Origin of the sequence: Rhizobium rhizogenes NBRC 13257 (assembly GCF_000696095.1) — a bacterium.
Taxonomy (GTDB): domain Bacteria; phylum Pseudomonadota; class Alphaproteobacteria; order Rhizobiales; family Rhizobiaceae; genus Rhizobium; species Rhizobium rhizogenes.
This window is the reverse complement of record NZ_BAYX01000023.1, coordinates 1-19,941: the sequence shown is the minus strand read 5'-3', so window position 1 is coordinate 19,941 and position 19,941 is coordinate 1. Positions and strand designations below refer to the sequence as shown.

Annotated in this window: 17 protein-coding genes and 3 pseudogenes; 16 read left to right on the top strand and 4 right to left on the bottom strand. The window is 56.3% G+C overall.

Annotated features, from left to right (window positions below; genetic code table 11):
• The first annotated feature begins 100 nt into the window (after positions 1-100).
• The 4 genes and pseudogenes from RRH01S_RS29860 (at position 101) to RRH01S_RS29845 (ending at position 4,738) form a co-directional block, all read left to right on the top strand.
• Entirely contained in the window at positions 101-1,624 is a 1,524-nt protein-coding gene (locus RRH01S_RS29860) for a sugar ABC transporter ATP-binding protein (RefSeq protein WP_042476592.1), read from the top strand.
• 30 nt (positions 1,625-1,654) lie between these two features.
• Positions 1,655-2,623, top strand: a complete 969-nt coding sequence (locus RRH01S_RS29855) for an ABC transporter permease (protein ID WP_042476589.1) — start codon at positions 1,655-1,657, stop codon at positions 2,621-2,623.
• Between the two features lie 45 nt (positions 2,624-2,668).
• Positions 2,669-3,682, top strand: a complete 1,014-nt coding sequence (locus tag RRH01S_RS29850; protein WP_042476585.1) for a substrate-binding domain-containing protein — start codon at positions 2,669-2,671, stop codon at positions 3,680-3,682.
• A 372-nt stretch (positions 3,683-4,054) separates the two neighbouring features.
• Positions 4,055-4,738: pseudogene (locus RRH01S_RS29845) on the top strand (IS6 family transposase).
• Positions 4,739-4,856: 118 nt separating this feature from the next.
• Here the strand turns inward: RRH01S_RS29845 and RRH01S_RS34250 are convergent.
• Positions 4,857-5,429, bottom strand: a complete 573-nt coding sequence (locus RRH01S_RS34250; RefSeq protein WP_131597908.1) for a hypothetical protein — start codon at positions 5,427-5,429, stop codon at positions 4,857-4,859.
• A gap of 168 nt (positions 5,430-5,597) precedes the next feature.
• Between RRH01S_RS34250 and RRH01S_RS29835 the strand changes: the two genes are divergently transcribed.
• Positions 5,598-6,266 (top strand): TetR/AcrR family transcriptional regulator, encoded by a 669-nt coding sequence (locus tag RRH01S_RS29835; RefSeq protein WP_042476583.1) that lies wholly within the window; start codon positions 5,598-5,600, stop codon positions 6,264-6,266.
• On the opposite strand, the gene RRH01S_RS29830 is transcribed toward RRH01S_RS29835, so the two are convergent.
• Positions 6,227-7,387 carry a GlxA family transcriptional regulator gene (locus RRH01S_RS29830; protein WP_202034064.1) on the bottom strand — a complete coding sequence of 387 codons (1,161 nt, stop codon included), beginning with the start codon at positions 7,385-7,387 and terminating at the stop codon, positions 6,227-6,229. The two genes, RRH01S_RS29835 and RRH01S_RS29830, sit on opposite strands and share 40 nt — an antisense overlap.
• A gap of 110 nt (positions 7,388-7,497) precedes the next feature.
• Here RRH01S_RS29830 and RRH01S_RS29825 point away from each other — a divergent pair, with 110 nt between their 5' ends.
• The 8 genes and pseudogenes from RRH01S_RS29825 (at position 7,498) to RRH01S_RS29785 (ending at position 15,588) form a co-directional block, all read left to right on the top strand.
• Positions 7,498-8,193 (top strand): alpha/beta hydrolase, encoded by a 696-nt coding sequence (locus tag RRH01S_RS29825; protein WP_042476581.1) that lies wholly within the window; start codon positions 7,498-7,500, stop codon positions 8,191-8,193.
• 230 nt (positions 8,194-8,423) lie between these two features.
• Positions 8,424-8,936: a Dps family protein gene (locus RRH01S_RS29820; RefSeq protein WP_042476578.1), complete on the top strand. Its 513-nt coding sequence runs from the start codon at positions 8,424-8,426 to the stop codon at positions 8,934-8,936.
• 140 nt (positions 8,937-9,076) lie between these two features.
• On the top strand, positions 9,077-9,298 hold the full coding sequence (locus tag RRH01S_RS29815) for a hypothetical protein (RefSeq protein WP_042476576.1): 222 nt from the start codon (positions 9,077-9,079) through the stop codon (positions 9,296-9,298).
• Between the two features lie 69 nt (positions 9,299-9,367).
• Positions 9,368-10,852 (top strand): catalase, encoded by a 1,485-nt coding sequence (locus RRH01S_RS29810; protein WP_042476575.1) that lies wholly within the window; start codon positions 9,368-9,370, stop codon positions 10,850-10,852.
• A gap of 93 nt (positions 10,853-10,945) precedes the next feature.
• Positions 10,946-11,495 (top strand): annotated as a pseudogene (locus tag RRH01S_RS29805) (NADPH-dependent FMN reductase); the annotation flags it as partial.
• 605 nt (positions 11,496-12,100) lie between these two features.
• Positions 12,101-13,939 carry a tannase/feruloyl esterase family alpha/beta hydrolase gene (locus RRH01S_RS29795; protein ID WP_042476567.1) on the top strand — a complete coding sequence of 613 codons (1,839 nt, stop codon included), beginning with the start codon at positions 12,101-12,103 and terminating at the stop codon, positions 13,937-13,939.
• Positions 13,940-14,217: 278 nt separating this feature from the next.
• Complete coding sequence (locus RRH01S_RS29790; protein WP_007693942.1) at positions 14,218-14,421, top strand: cold-shock protein; 204 nt, start codon at positions 14,218-14,220, stop codon at positions 14,419-14,421.
• Between the two features lie 549 nt (positions 14,422-14,970).
• The gene (locus tag RRH01S_RS29785) at positions 14,971-15,588 is read left to right on the top strand and encodes an outer membrane protein (protein WP_042476563.1); all 618 of its coding nucleotides are present in this window, start codon (positions 14,971-14,973) and stop codon (positions 15,586-15,588) included.
• Between the two features lie 306 nt (positions 15,589-15,894).
• Here RRH01S_RS29785 and RRH01S_RS29780 read toward each other — a convergent pair whose 3' ends face one another.
• A complete protein-coding gene (locus RRH01S_RS29780) occupies positions 15,895-16,401 on the bottom strand; it encodes a GNAT family N-acetyltransferase (protein WP_042476560.1) in 507 nt (168 codons plus the stop codon).
• A 171-nt stretch (positions 16,402-16,572) separates the two neighbouring features.
• Positions 16,573-16,899 (bottom strand): hypothetical protein, encoded by a 327-nt coding sequence (locus tag RRH01S_RS29775; RefSeq protein ID WP_131597906.1) that lies wholly within the window; start codon positions 16,897-16,899, stop codon positions 16,573-16,575.
• A 383-nt stretch (positions 16,900-17,282) separates the two neighbouring features.
• On the opposite strand from RRH01S_RS29775, the gene RRH01S_RS29770 reads away from it, so the two are divergent.
• The 3 genes and pseudogenes from RRH01S_RS29770 to RRH01S_RS29760 all read left to right on the top strand — a co-directional run.
• Positions 17,283-18,644, top strand: a complete 1,362-nt coding sequence (locus RRH01S_RS29770; protein ID WP_042476558.1) for an ABC transporter substrate-binding protein — start codon at positions 17,283-17,285, stop codon at positions 18,642-18,644.
• A 129-nt stretch (positions 18,645-18,773) separates the two neighbouring features.
• Positions 18,774-19,646, top strand: coding sequence for a carbohydrate ABC transporter permease (locus RRH01S_RS29765; protein WP_042476552.1), 873 nt, complete (start codon positions 18,774-18,776; stop codon positions 19,644-19,646).
• Position 19,647: 1 nt separating this feature from the next.
• Positions 19,648-19,941 (top strand): annotated as a pseudogene (locus tag RRH01S_RS29760) (carbohydrate ABC transporter permease); the annotation flags it as partial.

Below are 19,941 nucleotides of genomic sequence, written 5' to 3'. Positions count from 1 at the left end.
GACAACATACGAATTATACAAGCGAGGCAGCATGCTGTGTTGCCGCTAAGACGCGATCAAGAGGGAAGGTCTCTTCGCTCTTAGGGAGACGGGGAGGCAGATGAACAACGATACGAATTCGCAACGTGTGGAAGCAGCGGCATCACCGCTACTTCTGTCGGCATCCGATGTCGCCAAGACCTTCAATAAAGTTCCAGCGCTGACTGATGGTCGAATTCAGTTGCGCTCTGGAACCGTCAATGCGCTGTGCGGCGGAAACGGTGCGGGAAAGTCAACCTTCCTCGGAATATTGATGGGCCTGTTGCAGCGCGATAGCGGCACGATCTCAATAAAAGGAAAAGCAGTTAGTTTCTCAACGCCGTCTGCGGCGCTCGATGGGGGAATCGCGATCATTACCCAGGAACTCAGTCCCTTCCTAGATATGACCGTGGCCGAAAATCTTTATCTTGGGCGCGAGCAGCGTCGCGGCCGTTTTTTTGTTGATGATCGCCAAATGGAGCTGGACGCGGAAGAAATCCTCGGTCGTTTGAAGTTTCCGATCTCGCCCCGGGCGCGGCTTCGGGACCTCTCTATCGCACAAGCACAGCTCGTCGAGATTACAAAGGCAATAAGTCGCCGAAGTGAAATTTTGATCATGGATGAGCCGACTTCGGCCATTGGTGAGCGCGAAACCGTTATGCTTTTTGATGCAATCAGGACGCTGACTTCGCAGGGCGTGGGCATCGTCTACGTTTCCCATCGGTTGACCGAAATTTTCGAGATTGCAGACGACTACACTGTATTTCGTGACGGCCGCTTCGTGGAAGCAGGCGCGATAACCAATACGGATCGGCAGGGTCTAATTCGGTCCATCGTCGGCCGTGACTTGCTTGAGCACCGCCGCGAAAGCAAGGCCTTCGAAAATGCAAAGCCTTTGCTGGAAGCACGTGGATTTTCGTCGGGAACCAAGTTTGAAGGAATCGACGTCACGTTGCATGCGGGTGAGATCGTGGGTCTCTATGGCCTGCTGGGTTCGGGCCGCAGCGAATTCGTTAACGCGCTTTACGGGATTGAACCCAGGGACACCGGGGAAGTTCTCATCGACGGATCGCCGGTTTCTCTGAAAACACCTGCCGATTCCATTGCAGCTGGTATATCTCTTGTGACGGAGGACCGAAAGCAAACGGGGCTTTCACTATCCGCCTCTGTCGCTCACAACATAACGATAGCGAACCTCTCAAGCTATTCGTCGGTCGGGTTCATGAATTCCGCTGCTGAAGGTCGTAGTGTTCGAGAGCGTATCAAACGGTTTTCGATCAAGACCGCGTCTCCAGACCTCGAAGTTCAAAAGTTAAGCGGCGGAAATCAACAGAAGGTCGTGTTTTCCCGCTGCGTGGATACCAATCCGCGCGTCATCATTTGTGACGAGCCGACCCGAGGGGTCGATGAAGGGGCCAAGAGGGAGATTTACGCTTTCCTGGCGGAGTTCGTTGCAGCCGGAAATGCGGTTCTAATGGTCTCTTCGGAGATACCCGAAATCCTGGGCAACGCGGACAGAATCGTTGTGTTTCGTCGCGGCAAGATCGCCGGAACAGTGTCAGGCCCAAACGCTGATCAGGAAACTCTGATCCATCTGGCCTCTTAGCCGCGCCCAAAGTCTGTGGAGATTTTTGCTATGAATGCCCTGTCCTCGAAAGTTGGCGAGACCTCGATGGCGAGCACCATTGCTCGTTACGGTATCGTCATCTCGTTTGTCCTTTTGTTTGTCGTGCTTTCCGTTGCTTCACCAAATTTTCTGTCGACCAACAACCTTATCAATGTTCTCCGGCAGGTATCGATCAACGGTGTTCTTGCGGTTGGAATGACCTTCGTCATTCTGACCGCCGGGATTGACCTGTCGATTGGTTCAATCCTCGCACTTGCGGGCGCTGCAAGCGCCAGTTTTGTTACAGGTCCAGACGCTTTCAACCCTGCCGTCGCCTTTATCGTTGGCCTACTCGCAGGCTCAATCTGTGGCGCAATTAATGGCTTTTTCATTGCCTATTTCAGGGTGCCCGCGTTTGTCACCACGCTCGGCATGCTGAGCGTCGCACGTGGCGCAACCCTTCTCTATTCCGGCGGGCGTCCAATCCCCAATCTTAGTGCTGGTTTTCGCTGGCTAGGCCAAGGCTCAGTTGTCGGTATCCCCGTGCCCGTCATTATCTTTGCGATCGTTTTCGCCGTCGCGGCGGTTGTGCTCCGATACGCCGTTTACGGTCGACGCATCTATGCGGTTGGTGGCAATCCCCGCAGCGCAAAGACCAGCGGCATCGACGTCAGTGCGACCATTTTCTCCGTCTATGTGATCATGGGGGCTTTGGCGGGGATCGCAGGCGTGATGTTGACGGCTCGCACTACTTCCGCGTTGCCTCAGGCTGGCCTTGGCTACGAGCTTGATGCAATCGCGGCGGTTGTCATCGGTGGCACCAGCCTTACCGGCGGCGTCGGCCGGATTGGATACACGCTGGTGGGTGTCCTCATTATTGGCATGATCAGCAATGGCCTCGATCTGATGGGAGTCTCTTCCTACTACCAGCAAATCATCAAGGGCTCGATCATTGTACTTGCAGTTCTTATCGATCGGTCGCGTTCAAGGGTTGACTGAAAATTCAGCGATGGCACGACGCCATCGTCTAGTGGAGGAAGGTGCATGAAACTAACCAGACGAGTGCTTATGGCAGCTGCTGCCAGCGTTACAATGATCGCGTCGCTAGCCTTCGGGGGACCTGCAAACGCGAAACCGCTAAAGATCGCGGCAATCGTTCAAAGCCTGAACACAGAATATAACGTGTTATGGGCTGACGCGGCAAAGGCTCACCCAGCCCTGGCGGATGGCACAGCTACCTTGACCATCCTCGATGGCCGCCAAGATGTTCTCACGCAGTCCAATCTTTTCGATACCGCGATCACCGAAAAGTATGACGCGATCATCTTTATTCCGGTTGATATTGATGCCGGCAACGATCCCATTCAACGTGCGAAGCAAGCGGGCATCCCTGTCTTTGGCTCCAACACCGTTGTATCGCAGGTCGAACTCTACGACTCTTATATAAATTCCAACGATGTCGAAGCGGGAGAACTTCTTGCCAAAGCTGTGATCGACAAGGCAGGAAAGGACGCCAAACTGGTCCTACTTGAAGGTATGCTCGGCCAGTCGGCCCAGGTTCAAAGACTGCAAGGTATTCAGAATGTTCTGAAAGCGAATCCGGGCGTGATGCTGCTGGCACAGAACACAGCCAATTGGTCGCGAGCCGAGGCCATCACGTTGATGGAGAACTTTCTCACATCGCATGGAGACGCTATTCAGGGCGTCTTGGCCGAGAATGATGAAATGGCAGTCGGTGCAGTCGAAGGAATTCGTTCTCATGGACTTGACCCGAAGAAAATCCCTGTCGCAGGCGTTGACGGCATCAAGGACGCGTTGGACGCCGTAAAGCGTGGCGACCAAGCCATGTCAATTCTGCAGGATGCGAAAGGCCAGGCTCAAGGGGCCATTGATCTTGCGCTTAATAAGCTGGTTGGCCAAGGTTACAAGCCCCGCGCAGCGGTTTGGGACGCAAACGGCGGCACGCTTGCTTGGAATGGCGGCAAAGAACAACATTATTATGTTCCATGGCTCGCGGTCACGTCCGAAAACGTCGACAAGGTGCTTTCTGGCAAGTGAAGGCTCTATTTTGAAGGGCATCGCGCATGCCCTCCGACGGTCATTCAGGGACACCAGTTTTCCCTGCGCCGCTGCTTGTGATCGACAGCGGCGGCGCGGCTTTAGATTACCCATATTTATTCGTGAGATGGCACGTCAAGTCGCGGGCTTCACCCAGGTCACGTTGACGGGCTGGCTGGTTTCGATCGGCGCTATTCCTCTATGGCCTCGCTGCCAGTTTCCTTGAAAAGCGCCGATTGAATGATTTCAACCTTGCTGCGGCATGCGTGACATTCGCGGGTTCTGTCGCGAACTTTTCACCGGATTTGCAACCTGTATGGTCATGCCGTAGATCTGGGCCGAAGATGAGCAGGCATTGTTGAGTTCTCGATCATGGTCGATTTCAAAGGCACTCATTGCCCGAAAGACGTGATTTTATACGCGGTGTTTTTCTACGTGAGATATGCGGTCTCCTATCGCGATCTGGAAGAGATTATGGCCGAGCGCGGCGTTGCCGTTGACCATGCGACGCTGAACAGATGGGTCGTGAAATATTCGCCGCTTATCGCTTGCAAGGCTCGGTGCCGCAAATCCGCCACCAGCAGTTCCTGGCGAATGGACGAGACCTATATACAGGTCAAAGGCAAGTGGGCCTATTACTACCGCGCTGTTGATAAATTCGGCAAAACCCTCGATTTCATGTTGTCTGAGCATCGCGATGAAGCTGCCGCCAGCGCCTTCTTCGCCCGCACGATCGAGAACAATGGTTGGCCCGAAAAGGTCGTCGTCGACAAGAGCGGTGCGAACCTGGCAGGATTACAAAACATTAACTAGCTGCCGCTGTTGCAGGGATGGTTCTGGCTGATCGAGATCCTGCAGGTCAAGTACCTCAACAACATGATCGAGCAAGACCACCGGTTTATTAAGAAGCTGACCCGACCGATGAAAGGCCTCAAATCCTTTCAGTCTGCGTCAGCGACACTGGATGGCATCGAAGTGGCGTATATGATCCGCAAGCGGCAATTTCCAACAAGTGGCCAATCCGGATTTCAGCAATTCTCCGCACTCGCAGCATAACTATGCTCAGCGATAGCTGTTTCCGCAACCTTTCCAAAAGTTTGCGACAGAACCCTGGTTTGATGCCTGAGTGACGGGCGAATGAGCCCCGCAAACCACTCCAAATTTTGCAGCATCGTCATAGTACCCCATGGCTCGACGACGGCCTGCGCTCCTTCCAGATCGCAGCGGCCCGCATGAGCAACGACACAATGAGTAAGATTACGAGAATGGAGTAGATCGGGCTCTCCGGGATTCGTTTCCCGAAACCGGTCAGGAACGCTCCCCAGATGTAGTAGCCTCCCAACACGGCGACAAACCGCAGGCGGCGATCTTCGAGCACATCTGCGTTAAAGAACGACAGGCTCATGAAAACGATGAAACTGACCCCGATGCCGCGAAGGACAATAAGCAAAGTTGGACTTATTGACGCAAAAAGATCCGGCGCTTGGCGATAAAATTCGGCGACGGCAACAAGGTGGACGGCATGGGACAATATGAAACTTATGCCGAAGTTGCGGCTATTATCCAATAGCCAGCGTGTCCCACGGCCGGGAAACAAACTGGCAGCCGAGGATGCGGTGAAAGCCAAAAGAAACAAACAGAGCGACGTTCTTGCCGTGAATCTTATGATGAAGCGGATCGTTTCCACCTGACCGGCACCATGCCAATAATCCAGACCGCATACCATGGAGATGACGAGAAAGATCACAACGGGCAGCTAGGCACGGCCGCTTGGCTTGAGTGAGCGCTGCAGCGAATCCATGTCCTGATCCTCGCGAGGTCGGAGTAAATTGTAATCAATGATTACATTCGAGGCGCGAACAAATCAAATGAAATAATCACTGATTACTTCAATGATTCGTGATATGGTCCACATATGTCGAACAGTTCCATCACCCTCGCGGAGATCGCCAGCCCTATCGGCGCGAAGCCGTACCATCACGGCAATTTGGTCGAGGCACTCCTTGCTGCAGCCATTGAGCTTATCGAGGCCGAAGGCTTGGAGAAACTGTCAATCCGCGATGTCGCGAAGCGCGTCGGTGTCTCGCCCGGCGCACCGTTCCGGCATTTCCGAACCAAGGCGGATCTTCTTACAGCCGTCGCGGAGCAATCGATGGCACGTTTAACGGCCTCGGTTCAGGATGCTCTGGCGACATGCAGTCGCCCTGACCCGATAGCCAGACTGACGGCCATCGGGCGCGGGTATCTGAAGTGGGCGCTCGGCAACCCGACGCACTTTCAAATCATCAGCTCGCGGACCCTAATTCGTTTCGAAGAATCGGACGCGCTGGTCCAGCAGAACAACGCCATCCGTCTGCTGATGCTCGAGCTTGTATCGGCAGCCCAGATGCAGGGTCTCATCAGACGCGACGTCCCTGCAGAAGACTTCGTCCTGAATGCGCGGGCGTTCGCTTATGGCCTGGCCCGCATGGCGACGGATGGTCACTTTCCGGAATGGCACGTCACACAATCGCCAGAGGTCGCCGCTGAGAATGCCCTACGGCTTTATCTGGAGATGTTGACCGGGCGAGAGCCTAAAGGCTGAACCGGATTCAGCAGCTCCTGGCGCACGCTCTCGACCGGAAGAACTATGGTACTCACTGCTTCCATCGGAGGCGCAGATGCGCCAGATTGAGCCTTATCTTCCGTTGCCGAACGGCGTGCCGCGTGCTCGCCCGCACCTCGGAACGACCGTCTCCATTGCCTGGGGCTCACGCCCAGCCGCTTCTGGAATTGCACCCGGAAGGTGAGAGGGCTGCCGAACCCGGCGTCGAGCGCGATCTGTTCGACGGAGTCGTCCGTCGCCTCCAGGTTACGTTGGGCCAACGTCAGCCGCTCATTACCGAGCCATACGCTGAAGCTCATCCCCATAGTCTGCTGAAAGTGCCTAGTGAAGCTGCGGCGACTCATGCCCAATCTGGCGGCCATCGAGTCGATGGTGTATTTGCGTCCGAGGTGCTGGACGATGTCCTCGATCATGTCCCTGAGCCGGATATCACGTAGGTTCTCCGCCAGTGGTCGGTCAATGAATTGTATCTGTCCGCCCGCTCTGTGTGGGAGCGCTAGGACGTTGCGCGCGATCCAGTTGGCCCGACGCGCCCCGAACAGCCGTCTCGCAAGATGCAGGCAGCAGTCTACACCGGCTGTGACACCGGCAGAGGTCAGAACTGTGCCTTCATCCACATAGAGAACCTTCTCGTCGAGTTCAACGGCAGGAAAGCGTCGGCGAAAGTCGTCTGAAAACGCCCAATGAGTGGTGGCGCGCTTGCCATCCAGCAATCCCAACTCGGCGAGGACGTACGCCCCGAGACATAGACCGACAATGATTGCGCCGTTAGCGTGCGCCGCCATGAGAGCATCGACAAGGTCCCGGGGCGGAGGTTTGTAGGGAAAATGCCAGCTCGGAATGAAAACTACATTGGCACTGGGAATATCCTCCAGCCCATGGGCGGTATCGATGATGAAGCCGGCGCTGGTGCGCAACGGGCCGGCTTCGATAGCACAGACCCAAAGCTCGGTCTCGACTCCGTCGCAATGCTTCTCGCCAAAGATCTCGCACGGCACCGAAAGCTGAAAGGGGCGAACGCCGCCATACGCCACGACTGCCATGGTGACTGGCTTGTCCGGCCCACCCACAAAGGTTTCTGCCTCTTTCGGTACGGTCATGTCGATGATCCAAAGAATGGCCTGATTCGATCAATATTTGCCCATCGGGCCATTATCGTCAACGAGCAGAAGGCGTAGGGTGAGGAAAATACCCATGAGGAGCGATTTCCATGACAAAGCCAGCAATTATTCTCGTTCACGGATTCTGGGGCGGCGCGGCGCATTGGACCAAAGTGATCCTGGAACTGGCGAAGCAAGGCTATTCGGACCTGCATGCGGTCGAAATGCCACTCACCTCACTAGCCGATGACGTGGAGCGACTGAGGAAGATGATTGCGCAGCAACAAGGCAATGTGCTGCTGGTTGGTCACTCCTATGGTGGCGCCGTGATCACTGAGGCAGGAAACATGCCGAATGTGGTGGGGCTCGTTTACATCGCAGCATTCGCGCCTGATGCTGGCGAGAGCCCTGGTGGCATCACCCAGGCACACCCACCCGCGGCCATCGCTAACGTCGTACCCGACAGCGACGGCTATCTTTGGGTCAAGCCTGGCGACTATCGCAACAGCTTCTGCCAGGATCTAACGGAGGAGGAGGCACTTGTCATGGCGATCACGCAAAAGGCGCCTCTCGGCACAACCTTCGGCGATACGATCACCGCACCCGCTTGGAGGCAGAGGCCCAGCTGGTACCAAATCTCCAGCCAGGATCGCATGATCGATCCTGAAAACCAGAAGATGATGTCGGGACGCATGAAAGCAAAAAAGATCGTCACGCTCGACGCGAGCCACGCCTCGCTCGCGTCACGGCCGACCGATGTCGCGGCCTTGATCGACGAGGCGGCGCGCAGCGTGGCGCTAAGCTAAATCGGGCGGATGTCCTGCCGGCACACTTTTCCCGGCTCCTGTTCGACAGGTTCCGGGGCAGAACGTTCATTGACGGGCGTTGCTTGCATTGGGCCGACAACGAAACTTTTGCCCAGTGATCAAGCACATCGAGCTGCACAACGTCACGATAGAGGCTCGCCCGGAAGCCGGAGTGGCCCAGATTCTGAATTTCCCCACGCCATCCGATCAAATCGAAGGAAAAACCTGCAATGAATGCGAAGGAAGCCCCGGCGCGGCGCAAAGCTGCGCTCGATACGCCCACCAACCTGAGTTCGAACGCCACCAGCGACCTGTCAGGAGCCCTCAACGCCCTATTGGCCGACACATTCGCGCTCTATGTGAAGACCAAGAACTTCCACTGGCACGTCTCGGGACCGCACTTCCGCGACTACCACGAGATGCTTGATGAGCAGGCTCAACAGATCTTTGCTATCACGGACGACATCGCCGAGCGCGTGCGTAAGATCGGCGGCACCACGCTTCGCTCCATCGGCCACATCTCGCGCCTGCAGCGTGTCGCCGACAATGACGCCGAGTTCGTTTCGCCGCAAGACATGCTGGCCGAGCTGCGCGATGACAACAAGGACTTCACCCAACGCCTGCGTCAGGTCCACGACCTGTGCGATGAGCACGGCGACCTGGCTACCGCGAGCCTGATCGAGAACTGGATCGACGACGCTGAGAAGCGCGTCTGGTTCCTGTTCGAGGTCAGCCGTGCTTGAGGCCCAACCGTTCTCTCTAGAAATGACTGCGCTCAGGGGCAAACATCCCAAGATCGTGATCGTCGGCGCCAACGCCATGCTTCAGCATAACAAAGCTTAGCCCACATCCACTAATACGGTTGCTTAGTCAGGTGATGAAAATGTTTTTCAAATCCAGCTATCGCCTCTTCACACTATATGCGGCTGAAATGTTGTTCATCGGACTGACGCACATTGTCGCGACCGTGGTCGCCAAGACCGAAACGCGACCGACGATTGCCCGTTCGACGGATAGCCTCGCTTGTGATGACGGTCTAACAGCAAGCTTTCGTCCCGATGCGCCGACGTGGCGAAGGCTTTCCAAATGTGATTTGCAGGCCTGATCGCAGGCTGAAGGTTCAGGCCGCGCTATATGTTCTTGCTATTACTCCATGGTCGGAAGGATTAAGCTGATGGCAGACAATGATTTTGAGATAAAGGGTTCAACTACAGGTTCGGGCGCTCCTGCGCCAAGTGATCGGAATTCACTGACGATTGGGGCCGATGGGCCAATCCTCCTCCACGACGTCCATTTCCTCGAACAGATGGCGCACTTCAATCGTGAGAAAGTGCCCGAACGGCAGCCTCATGCCAAGGGGTCAGGCGCGTTTGGTGTCCTCGAGATCAGCGAGGACCTATCGGCCTATACGAAGGCCACCCTGTTTCAGAAGGGGGCGAAAACCGACATGCTGGCTCGCTTCTCGACTGTGGCCGGTGAGTCGGGGAGCCCCGATACTTGGCGCGACGTTCGCGGTTTCTCCCTCAAATTCTACACCGATAATGGCAATTATGATCTAGTCGGCAACAACACGCCGGTCTTTTTTGTGCGCGACCCGATCAAGTTCCCGCACTTCATCCGGAGCCAGAAGCGGTTGCCGGATTCGGGGCTGCGTGACAACCATATGCAGTGGGATTTCTGGACCAGCAATCCGGAAACCGCCCATCAGGTGACCTATCTGATGGGTGACCGCGGCCTGCCGCGATCCTGGCGTCATATGAATGGCTACGGCTCGCACACCTATATGTGGATCAATGCCGCCGGCGAGAGATTCTGGGTAAAATATCACTTCCACACCGCTCAGGGCATGCGGTTCTTCGACAATGCGGAGGCCGCGGCGATGGCCGGTGCCGATGCTGACCATCATCGCCGCGACCTGTTCGAGGCTATCGCTCGCGGGGAGTATCCGAGTTGGAAACTCTCCGTTCAGATCATGCCCTATGCGGACGCAAAGAACTATCGCTTCAACCCGTTCGACCTAACCAAAACCTGGTCGCACGCGGATTATCCGCTCATCCCGCTTGGCACTATGACACTTAACCGAAATCCGGAGAATTTCTTCGCGCAGATCGAGCAGGCCGCCTTCTCGCCTGGCAACACGGTTCCAGGGATAGGTCTATCGCCCGACAGGATGCTGCTCGGTCGTGCGTTCGCCTATGCCGACGCGCAACGTAATCGCATCGGTACGAATTTCCACCAGCTTCCCGTCAACCGCCCGAAGATACCGGTCAACACCTATATGTTCGATGGACAAATGGCTTTCGAGCATAGCGGCAATGCGCCCGTCTACGTCCCCAATAGCGGTGGGCGGAGTTGGGCGGACGAGACTGGCCAGGCAGCGGATGGCTGGCAAGCCGATGGCTCGATGGTGCGTAGCGCCTATACGCTCCACGCCGAGGACGGCGATTTCGGCCAGGCCGGGACCTTGGTGCGGGATGTATTTAATGACGATCAGCGTGCGAAGCTAGCCGACCAGGTTGCAGGCAGCCTGATCGGCGGTGTTCGTGAACCGGTGCTGAGCCGCGCGTTCGATTACTGGAAGAGCATCGACGCCGATATCGGGCGCCGTATAGAGGAAAAGGTACGCAGTGTGGCTGCTTCGCAGCCGGTCGAGGGATAGGTGAACGCTGACTGGTCACCGGCAAGCGGCCGCGCGATCCCTCTGCGGATTCGCCGCCGTTTCCCCTTTTTTCGCAAAACGAAGGGCAATGCCATGGAGCAATATAAGGTCGGCTATTTCATCGGAAGTCTTGAGCGCGAATCGATCAACCACAAACTCGCCGGGGCACTTATCCGTCTCGCACCGGGCAATCTCAGCTTCACCGAGATTTCTTTCCGGGACCTGCCCCCTCTACAGCTACGATTATGACGCTGATTTTCCACCCTTCGCGCGGACCTTCAAGGATTCGATCAAGGCGGTGGACGCGCTATTATTCGTCACATCCGAGTATAATCGATCGATCTCTGGTGGGTTGAAGAACGCTATCGACTGGGCGAGCCGGCCCCAGGGCACCAATTCCTTCACGCACAAGCGGTCCGCTTTGATCGGCACCGCCATCGCCCAGCATGGCCTGCGCAGCGCGCTGAGTTTCTGCAATTCACCCCAGTTGAACGTACTTGAAGCTTATATCCAGTTCAAACCCGGCCTGATTAGCGATGATGGCAAAGTTAGCATAGCATCGACCGATGAGTTTCTGCGTGCCTACGTGTCAGAGTTCGGTACCTTCGTACCAAGAGTGATTTCGGTGCTGCCGAATGAGGCGAGCTGCGTTGCACATAGTTTGCGAGTGAGCAGCCATGTCACTGATAGTGTCGGTTTCCCTGGTAAAGAAATGCCACCCATTGGATCGGCACATGCTTTTGCTGCGTCCGGTGAGCGAGGTCGCACGAACGACCGAGCGCCCATAGTCTCGCGTTTCTCTTGGTGACGGGATTGTGCACCTCGTAAGCGCTTGCACGAGAAGTGTCGACCGGGAAGAACCCGTTGTCGAGAGCACTGGGGACAGCTTCTGTCTCTGCGGCAGGATCAAGGAGTTGGACGCTCATCGGCGTTTGGAGTGGTTTGCACGATGCGGGTTTAGACCTCGACGTCAGCTACTCAGCGAATTCGCCGAAAATGTTTCGAGTGTGCAGTGTTACGATACGACGGAAACTAGGCGGGCCCAATCTCAAGTTGGGCCACATGGTGCAGGGCGAGGAGTTCGCCGCCTTTTCGTGGAATTTCGAGGCGACGATGTCATCGTTTATGCCCCTGCCGTCCGGACACTGATGAGATTTGTACTGGTCGAACAACCTGCCTGTGTGTGTGCGGATACAATCCATTTGCCGTCAATTATCCTGAAGCTAGATACCTGATCCGGAGATGAAAATGTTCTTCAAATCCAACTATCACCGCCTGCCAATATGGGTCGTTGGGATATTGCTCATCGGACTAGCAAGTACTGTCGGGACCGTAACCGCCAGGTCGGAAACGCGGCTGGCTGTTGCCCGCACGACTGACGGCCTTGCTTGTGACGACGGTCTGAAAACAAGTTTTCGCCCCGATGCGCTGACGACCGTTCTGCTGGTGAAGGCTTTCTACAAAGGCGACCCTCTGCTCTTGTCCGGTTCTCCAGCCGAAAGGACTCCCAAAGCTGCTAATGATCTGTGCCTGGTCAAATTGAACATCGGGCCAGGCAATCCTGGACCTCAAGGCGCCCCTTCCACATCGTCGGGGATCGGCATCGAAATCTGGCTTCCGACCAGCACCAACTGGAATGGCCGCATTCACGTCATGGGTGGAGGTGGTTGGGCCGGCCGGACCCAGGCATCGTTGACCGAACTGGCGCTGGATTCGGCGGGCGTCCCAGGTTCGCCGGCTGAGGCGGCGGGGGTCGAGGGCGCAGTGACCGCCACAACCGATACCGGGCATTCCTTCGCTCTGAAAGGCGTGGAAAACCCCACGGGTGGAAATGGATCATTCGGCATGCTGCCGGACGGCCGCATTAATACCGTCCTTTGGCACGACTTTTCCGAGCGGGCCATCCACGAGATGGCGATTAAGACCAAGGCCCTTACCCTCGCATTCTATGGACAAGATGCGCGCTATTCCTATTGGGATGGCTTCTCGACCGGCGGCCGTCAGGGATTGAAGGAAGCGCAGATCAACCCGCAGGACTTCGACGGTATCCTCGTTGGCGCGCCGGCAATCAACTGGACGCGTTTCATCACGTCGGACCTCAATCCTCAAGTGATCATGCAGCGGGATCTCGGCGGAGCGAAGCTCAGTAAGGCCGAACTGGATGCCGTCTCCATCGCGGCGATCAGATCGTGCGACAAAGTTGGCTCGGTACATCTCGGCTATATCCTCGACCCAGCAGAGTGCCGCTACGATCCCACGACGGACCGATCGGTCCTGTGCGCGTCGGAAGGTGGCCAGGGTGTGCCGGGAAAATGCGTGACCCGGCCCGAAGCGATGGCGTTCAACAAGATCTGGTACGGTCAGACCCCGGACGGCACGGCTCCTCTTCCCGCACTCGATAACGGCTTCGGCTCCCAGCTGTCCGGACAACAGCAATGGTTCGGGCTAGCCCGCGGAACCAATCTAAATCTCTTAGCAGGGCCAACGCCATTCGCGGTGTCCAGCGATCTGGTTGCCATGGAACTGGGCGATCCGACCTTGGCTACCCCGGCCTTTATCAATGCCAGAGGCAATGGCTCAGACAGATGGGAGGATATAAGCTTTGCCCGACTCAAGACGGCGCAAGACGATGGTGTCGCACTTCAGCATACTTTCGCGAACATTAATACAGACAGCGCCGACCTTTCGGCGTTTCGGGCGCGAGGTGGCAAGATCCTGATGTATCACGGACTATCAGACTTCCTAATCCCGCCGCAGGGCTCCATGAACTACTATAACCGTGTCGTCGAGCAGATGGGAGGACTGGATGCAGTGCAGTCCTTCTATCGGCTTTATCTCATTCCCGGCATGGCGCACGCGATACTTAACGGGACAGCCAATCCCGATGCCGCACCACCGCTTCCCCAGCATGATGAGCTTTATGCCCTTCTGACAAGCTGGGTTGAGAAAAGCCAAGCACCGGGCCGATATAAAGTTTCGAACAACAGGGCGGGCGACTTGCGGACATTTCCGCTCTGCATCTATCCGCAACGGCCAGTCCTGGTGGGAAAGGAACCACTCAGGGCTGAAAGTTACCGCTGTTCCTGAGCGTTTCCGCTTCAACGCAAATAAAACTGTGAAATCTAACGGCAAGTGGATCGAGTTCTTGACGCGAGGGCGAAGGCCCTCAATTCAGTCCATTCGGACAGGTCGAACCGAGTCTCTTCACAGGAGGTCGAACATACGATTTGCCAATCTGGCTCAGCGGCCGAAATTTTCGGCGAATTGGAATGTTCGCTAAAATGGCAGGCCATTGATAGCCATGGATTCGAGCTGTAGGTTCGATGAGCGAGTCAAGCTCGCCGCACAATTGAAGAGGAAATATCATGCCGACTGGTACTGTTAAATTTTTCAATGAAGACAAGGGATTTGGCTTCATTACTCCCGAGAATGGTGGAACGGATGTGTTCGTGCACGTTTCCGCTCTGCAGCGGGGCGGTTCGCTCAGAGAAGGTGAGAAGGTCAGCTACGAGCTGGGTCAGGATCGCAAGACCGGAAAGTCGAAAGCCGAAAACGTCAGCGTACTCTGAGCGCATCGGCTAGAGAATTGGCCGAGTATTTAGCCTGTTTCCGTGTGCAGGCAGGCTAAATTAATTCCGTCGCCTTGACGGGTACGAACCGACGACCCCTGATATTTCCATCAGTGCTAACATCATATTTCTATTATGTAATTTCTTTCCAAAGGGGTCAGTCGAAGGAACCCTTAGAATAGATGTGGCACCAAGCTCGCTACATTCTCCGGAGCGCCGGCCCATTACGGCATCTAGGAGGATTGCCGCGCCCGCGCCCGCTGACCAGGTTTCAGCGCTCGCGGGTGTAGTTGTGCAATCTGTCCATGTCGGGAGGCGGCTTACCGACCTCCCCGTCCCAACAGGACAAGAAAATGCTATGCGTTCAGACCGGCCGGATGAATTCCGTGATGAGCCTGTTTGCCGACAAGGCGCCTGAGCCCTTCGCAACATAACTCAATGTGAAATGACACACCGCAACAAGCGCCTGATCCATAGTGCATCATCACGAGTCGGGCTGTCGCAATTCGCCAGCGCCCTCTCCGCTTTAAACAAAGATAGGGTTTCCTTATGCATATCAAGGTATTCGTTCTTGCCGCCTTGGCTCTTTCCTCAGCGGTGGCCGCGAAGGCCGCCGACATGACGACGGAACAGTCGCCGCCGCAGCCGGAACAGTCAGCTTATTCGACTTACAACTGGTCGGGCTTTTATCTCGGTGCCCAGGGTGGGTATTCCTGGAACAAGGCAAAATATTTCGGCACCGATCAGAGCCTCAATAGCGGTTCAGCCGGTGCGCATGTCGGCTATAACTTCCAAACCGGAAATATCGTCTACGGTATCGAGAACGATTTCAACTACAACTTCGAAAAGGGCGACAAGGCTGATCTTCAATGGGACGCTTCAGGTCGCGCCCGCGTCGGCTATGCCTTGGATCGAACGCTAGTCTTCGCAACGGGCGGTGTTGCAGCAGCAGGCGGTAAGGTCGATGCTCCGGCAATTGGAAAGAAGGATGATATCCTGATCGGTTGGACAGCCGGTGCCGGCGTAGAACACGCCATCACCGACAACATCCTCGTCCGCGGCGAATATCGTTATTCCGATTTCGGTAAGAAGGATTTTGGTTCGGATATTGGAGATTTCAGCGCCACCCAGCAAAAAGTTTTGTTCGGTGCCAGCTACAAGTTCTGAGAAGAACGATAGGCTGGTTTTCGCGCTGTAGGCGCGGGCAATTGCGACCAAGGTGAAAGCGCTTTTCGAGCGTTTGCCTTGGTCGGTGACGGTGACAACGTTGCCATCGAGAGGATCGGGACTACCATCCACAGCGTTGGTGCACGGATCGTTTAGCGGTCGTGGTGTAGGCGAAAGTTGAGGCGGCGCGCACTACGCGAAGCATTGTCAAGATGGGCACATTAGCCAATAGCGTACGAAGCGCGTGAAATTGCTGTTGTAGACATCCGGATCGGCTTCCACGCCTCCCAGATAGCCGCGTCGGCCTCACGTCGTGCCAGGTCCTGACGTACGTTCCAGATTTCTCGAGTATCCTTGGAAGCCAACCGCCGTCCAAAACCCAAACCCTCTCGGATTGGAATCCAGCACTTCGAGTCGAACGACCATCGGCTCCTTGAAACGCTCAGCTAGTAACAGTTCAATCGCAGCGCGGCCAAGCCCGGCCCCCCTGCTCTTGCGCGCAATGAAGAATTGTCGGAGGTAAGCACGACTGCCTGCAGACAATGTGTCATCCCTCTCGAAGCGATATGTGACAAAGCCAACCGATTCACCTGAAAGTTCAACCACCTCGACAATCCAATCTTCTTTCGACTGGAAATGCTCGAAGCGCTTCTCGAGTTCTGGAAGTCCGAGGTTGCTCCGGTGACCTTCGTCCTGAATCAGCTCAAGATTCATCTGCGCAAGCATTGAATAGTCCACCGAGGTTGCCACCCGAAACGTGAGATCCGGGAATGGCTTTTCGCGATTGGAAGTGGTGGTCTCAAAGGGTGTCATCTATCACATGCTCCACAATCGTTCCGTAAGGACGAAAGTCCGTTTTCGACCAAAAGACTTACCCTCCGGGAGTGTCCTTGATCACATCCAAGTAGATCCGCTCGCTCGCTGAAAAGCGCTCTTTTACCGACGCCTTGAACGCGATGCGCGGGGCGCCTGTGATCCGACCGCTCAGTCCAACTCCTGCGAGGGCAAGAAGAAGATTTGTGCTTCGATACAATCATCTTCAAGCGTGATTTTGATGAGCATGTTGATGATCTCGCCGCTGTACTCTTCTATGAGCTGGATTGCGGCGTCGAGCATTTCAAGCTGCGCGTCTCGACGAATTCCATCCGGGACGTTGAAACAGATCAGGCCTGCATGGAGTACAACGCCGGCATATTCACCAGACGAGCCAGGATTTGATCGAGGACCACGGAAATCAACCGAATTAATTGTGACGAAAGTCCAGTCCCCCTCTAGAATGAAGCCCTTAAGCTCCCAGTCCTTTCTGCTCATTTTCTCTCTGGGGTATGCGGTCGAGATAGCAGGCAGGAGATGAATTCCGCCGATCCTATTGGCTTTCAAAGCGGCTAGCAGCCTAGTTCTCCTCAAACCCATTGGCTGCCTACTATATGGTAGGCCTCTCATGGCAGCGGCTCTACAGCCCCGAACGCTAAATTATAATACTATCTTGCTTCACATAATGTGCGCCTTGGGGCGGGTGCTTTGAAGACGTGACGAACCGCTCATAGCGCAGCATCCCATCAGTGGTATTTATCACCAACTAAAGGATCCACTTATGTATGCCGCAATGCATAATAGTATCAGTCTTTGGTGAATCCCGCGCTAGCGCATTGTTGAGGGAGATCTATCTTTGCCTCACGCCCACTCTTGGAGGAATGGTAGGCATTTCCGGTTTGGGCTTGTCCTGGGAGGATCTAGTGAGACATTATTTGGCCGGCGCGCTCGGCGCCTTTATTTCCGTTGCAATCAGCTCGACGGCTCTCGCCGAAACGCTGACGATAGCGACGGTTAACAACGGCGACATGATCCGTATGCAGAAGCTTACGGATGCTTTCAAAGCGAAGAACCCTGACATTGACCTTCAGTGGGTTACGCTCGAAGAAAACGTGTTGCGCCAGAAGGTCACGACCGACATTGCCACCAAGGGCGGCCAATACGATGTGCTGACCATCGGCACCTATGAAGTGCCGATCTGGAGCAAGCTCGGCTGGCTGGCGCCGCTCGACAAGCTCACCGCCGACAAGACCTACGACGTCGACGATCTTCTCCCGGCCATCCGCAGCGGCCTGACCACCGATGGCAAGCTTTATGCCGCGCCGTTCTATGGCGAAAGCTCGATGGTGATGTACCGCAAGGACCTGTTCGAAAAGGCCGGCCTGAAGATGCCGGACGCGCCGACCTGGACCTTTATTGCTGATGCTGCCCGCAAGATCACCGACAAGAGCCATGAAGTCTACGGCATCTGCCTTCGTGGCAAGGCCGGCTGGGGCGAGAACATGGCGTTCCTGACGGCGACGGCGAACTCCTTCGGCGCCCGCTGGTTCGATGAGAAGTGGAAGCCGCAGTTCGATCAGCCGGAATGGAAGAGCACGCTCGACTTCTACGTCAAGCTGATGAAGGATGCCGGCCCTCCGGGTGCTTCGTCCAACGGCTTCAACGAGAACCTCTCGCTGTTCCAGACCGGCAAGTGCGGCATGTGGATCGACGCGACGGTTGCTGCCTCGTTCGTGTCCGATCCGAAGGAATCGAAGGTCGCCGACAAGGTCGGCTTCGCTCTGGCTCCGGACAACGGCCTCGGCAAGCGCGGCAACTGGCTCTGGGCATGGAACCTCGCCATCCCGGCTTCCTCGAAGAAGACCGAAGCTGCCGAGAAGTTCATCGCCTGGGCAACCGGCAAGGACTACACCAACCTTGTCGCCGAGAAGGAAGGCTGGCTGAACGCACCTCCCGGCACCCGTTCTTCGCTCTATGCGAATGCGGATTACCAGAAGGCGGCTCCCTTCGCCAAGATGACGCTCGACTCGATCAACTCGGCCGATCCGACCCACCCGACCGTCAAGCCGGTCCCGTATGTCGGCGTCCAGTTCGTGGCCATCCCTGAGTTCCAGGGCATCGGCACCGCCGTCGGCCAGCAGTTCTCCGCTGCCCTTGCCGGCCAGATCACCGTCGATGCCGCCCTCAAGGCCGCGCAACAGCTGACCACACGCGAAATGACCAAGGCTGGTTATCCGAAATAATCAACCTCCCAAGACGGGTGGGCCCGCAAACAAAACCCACCCCCCTTAGGCCGCCGAACCGCTTCGGCGGCCTCTTTTTCCGCAGTGTTCCTACAGCCGTAGCTAGCTTCAGCAAAGACCGTTTCTATCATGGCAACATTACATACCCGTTCTGCCGCTCGCGTCATGATGACGCCGTCGGTTTTGCTGCTCTTCGCGTGGATGATCGTCCCGCTGGCGATGACGATCTACTTCTCGACGCTGAACTACAATCTCCTGTCGCCCGGCGCGCATGATTTCATCGGGCTGCTCAATTACGAATACTTCGTCACCGACCCCGCCTTCCTGAACTCCCTGATCGTGACGCTGCTGCTGGTTGGCGGCGCGCTCATCATCACCGTGGTCGGCGGCATCGCTCTCGCGCTCCTTCTCGATCAGCCGATCTTCGGCCAAGGCATCGTCCGCATGCTGGTGCTTGCGCCATTCTTCGTCATGCCGACGGTCGCCGCCCTCATCTGGAAACACATGTTCATGAACCCGGTGAACGGGCTCCTGGCGCATCTGTTCAAGTTTTTCGGGCTCGATCCGCTGACCTGGCTGGAGACCGTGCCGCTGTTTTCGATCGTCATCATCGTCGCCTGGCAGTGGCTGCCCTTCGCAACGCTTATTCTTTTGACGGCATTGCAGTCTCTGGATGAGGAACAGAAGGAAGCCGCCGAAATGGACGGCGCCGGCGCGGTGTCGAAGTTCATCTACATCACCCTGCCGCACCTGGCCCGCGCGATCACGGTCGTCATCCTCATCGAGACGATCTTCCTGCTCTCCGCCTTCGCCGAGATCCTGGTCACCACCAATGGCGGTCCCGGCACGGCGACGACCAACCTTACCTATCTCGTCTATTCGCAGATCGTTCTGTCGCAGGATGTCGGCGGCGCATCGGCGGGCGGCATCATCGCCGTCATCCTCGCCAATATCGTCGCCATCTTCGTGATGCGCGCGGTTGGCAAGAACCTGGAGGCCTGAGATGGCACGCAATGTCTCTACACGGCGCAAGGTGGTCGTATCGGTGGCGGCTTGGGCCGTCGCGCTCCTGATCTTCTTCCCGATTCTCTGGACGATCCTCACCAGCTTCAAGTCGGAAGGCGATGCGATTGCCTCGCCGCCGCAGTTCCTCTTCTTCCACTGGACGCTGGAGAATTATTTCGAGGTGCAGTCGCGCTCGAACTATTTCCTCCACTTCGCCAACTCGGTCATCATCTCCTTCGGTTCGACGATCCTCGGTCTGATCATCGCCGTTCCCGCCGCCTGGGCCATGGCG

Excerpts from the sequence above, each read along its gene's own strand:
- RRH01S_RS29860 (WP_042476592.1), top strand. The coding sequence starts at position 101 with ATGAACAACGATACGAATTCGCAACGTGTGGAAGCAGCGGCATCACCG.
- RRH01S_RS29855 (WP_042476589.1), top strand. The coding sequence starts at position 1,655 with ATGAATGCCCTGTCCTCGAAAGTTGGCGAGACCTCGATGGCGAGCACC.
- RRH01S_RS29850 (WP_042476585.1), top strand. The coding sequence starts at position 2,669 with ATGAAACTAACCAGACGAGTGCTTATGGCAGCTGCTGCCAGCGTTACA.
- RRH01S_RS29835 (WP_042476583.1), top strand. The coding sequence starts at position 5,598 with ATGTCGAACAGTTCCATCACCCTCGCGGAGATCGCCAGCCCTATCGGC.
- RRH01S_RS29830 (WP_202034064.1), bottom strand. The coding sequence starts at position 7,387 with ATGACCGTACCGAAAGAGGCAGAAACCTTTGTGGGTGGGCCGGACAAG.
- RRH01S_RS29825 (WP_042476581.1), top strand. The coding sequence starts at position 7,498 with ATGACAAAGCCAGCAATTATTCTCGTTCACGGATTCTGGGGCGGCGCG.
- RRH01S_RS29820 (WP_042476578.1), top strand. The coding sequence starts at position 8,424 with ATGAATGCGAAGGAAGCCCCGGCGCGGCGCAAAGCTGCGCTCGATACG.
- RRH01S_RS29815 (WP_042476576.1), top strand. The coding sequence starts at position 9,077 with ATGTTTTTCAAATCCAGCTATCGCCTCTTCACACTATATGCGGCTGAA.
- RRH01S_RS29810 (WP_042476575.1), top strand. The coding sequence starts at position 9,368 with ATGGCAGACAATGATTTTGAGATAAAGGGTTCAACTACAGGTTCGGGC.
- RRH01S_RS29795 (WP_042476567.1), top strand. The coding sequence starts at position 12,101 with ATGTTCTTCAAATCCAACTATCACCGCCTGCCAATATGGGTCGTTGGG.
- RRH01S_RS29790 (WP_007693942.1), top strand. The coding sequence starts at position 14,218 with ATGCCGACTGGTACTGTTAAATTTTTCAATGAAGACAAGGGATTTGGC.
- RRH01S_RS29785 (WP_042476563.1), top strand. The coding sequence starts at position 14,971 with ATGCATATCAAGGTATTCGTTCTTGCCGCCTTGGCTCTTTCCTCAGCG.
- RRH01S_RS29780 (WP_042476560.1), bottom strand. The coding sequence starts at position 16,401 with ATGACACCCTTTGAGACCACCACTTCCAATCGCGAAAAGCCATTCCCG.
- RRH01S_RS29775 (WP_131597906.1), bottom strand. The coding sequence starts at position 16,899 with ATGAGCAGAAAGGACTGGGAGCTTAAGGGCTTCATTCTAGAGGGGGAC.
- RRH01S_RS29770 (WP_042476558.1), top strand. The coding sequence starts at position 17,283 with ATGGTAGGCATTTCCGGTTTGGGCTTGTCCTGGGAGGATCTAGTGAGA.
- RRH01S_RS29765 (WP_042476552.1), top strand. The coding sequence starts at position 18,774 with ATGGCAACATTACATACCCGTTCTGCCGCTCGCGTCATGATGACGCCG.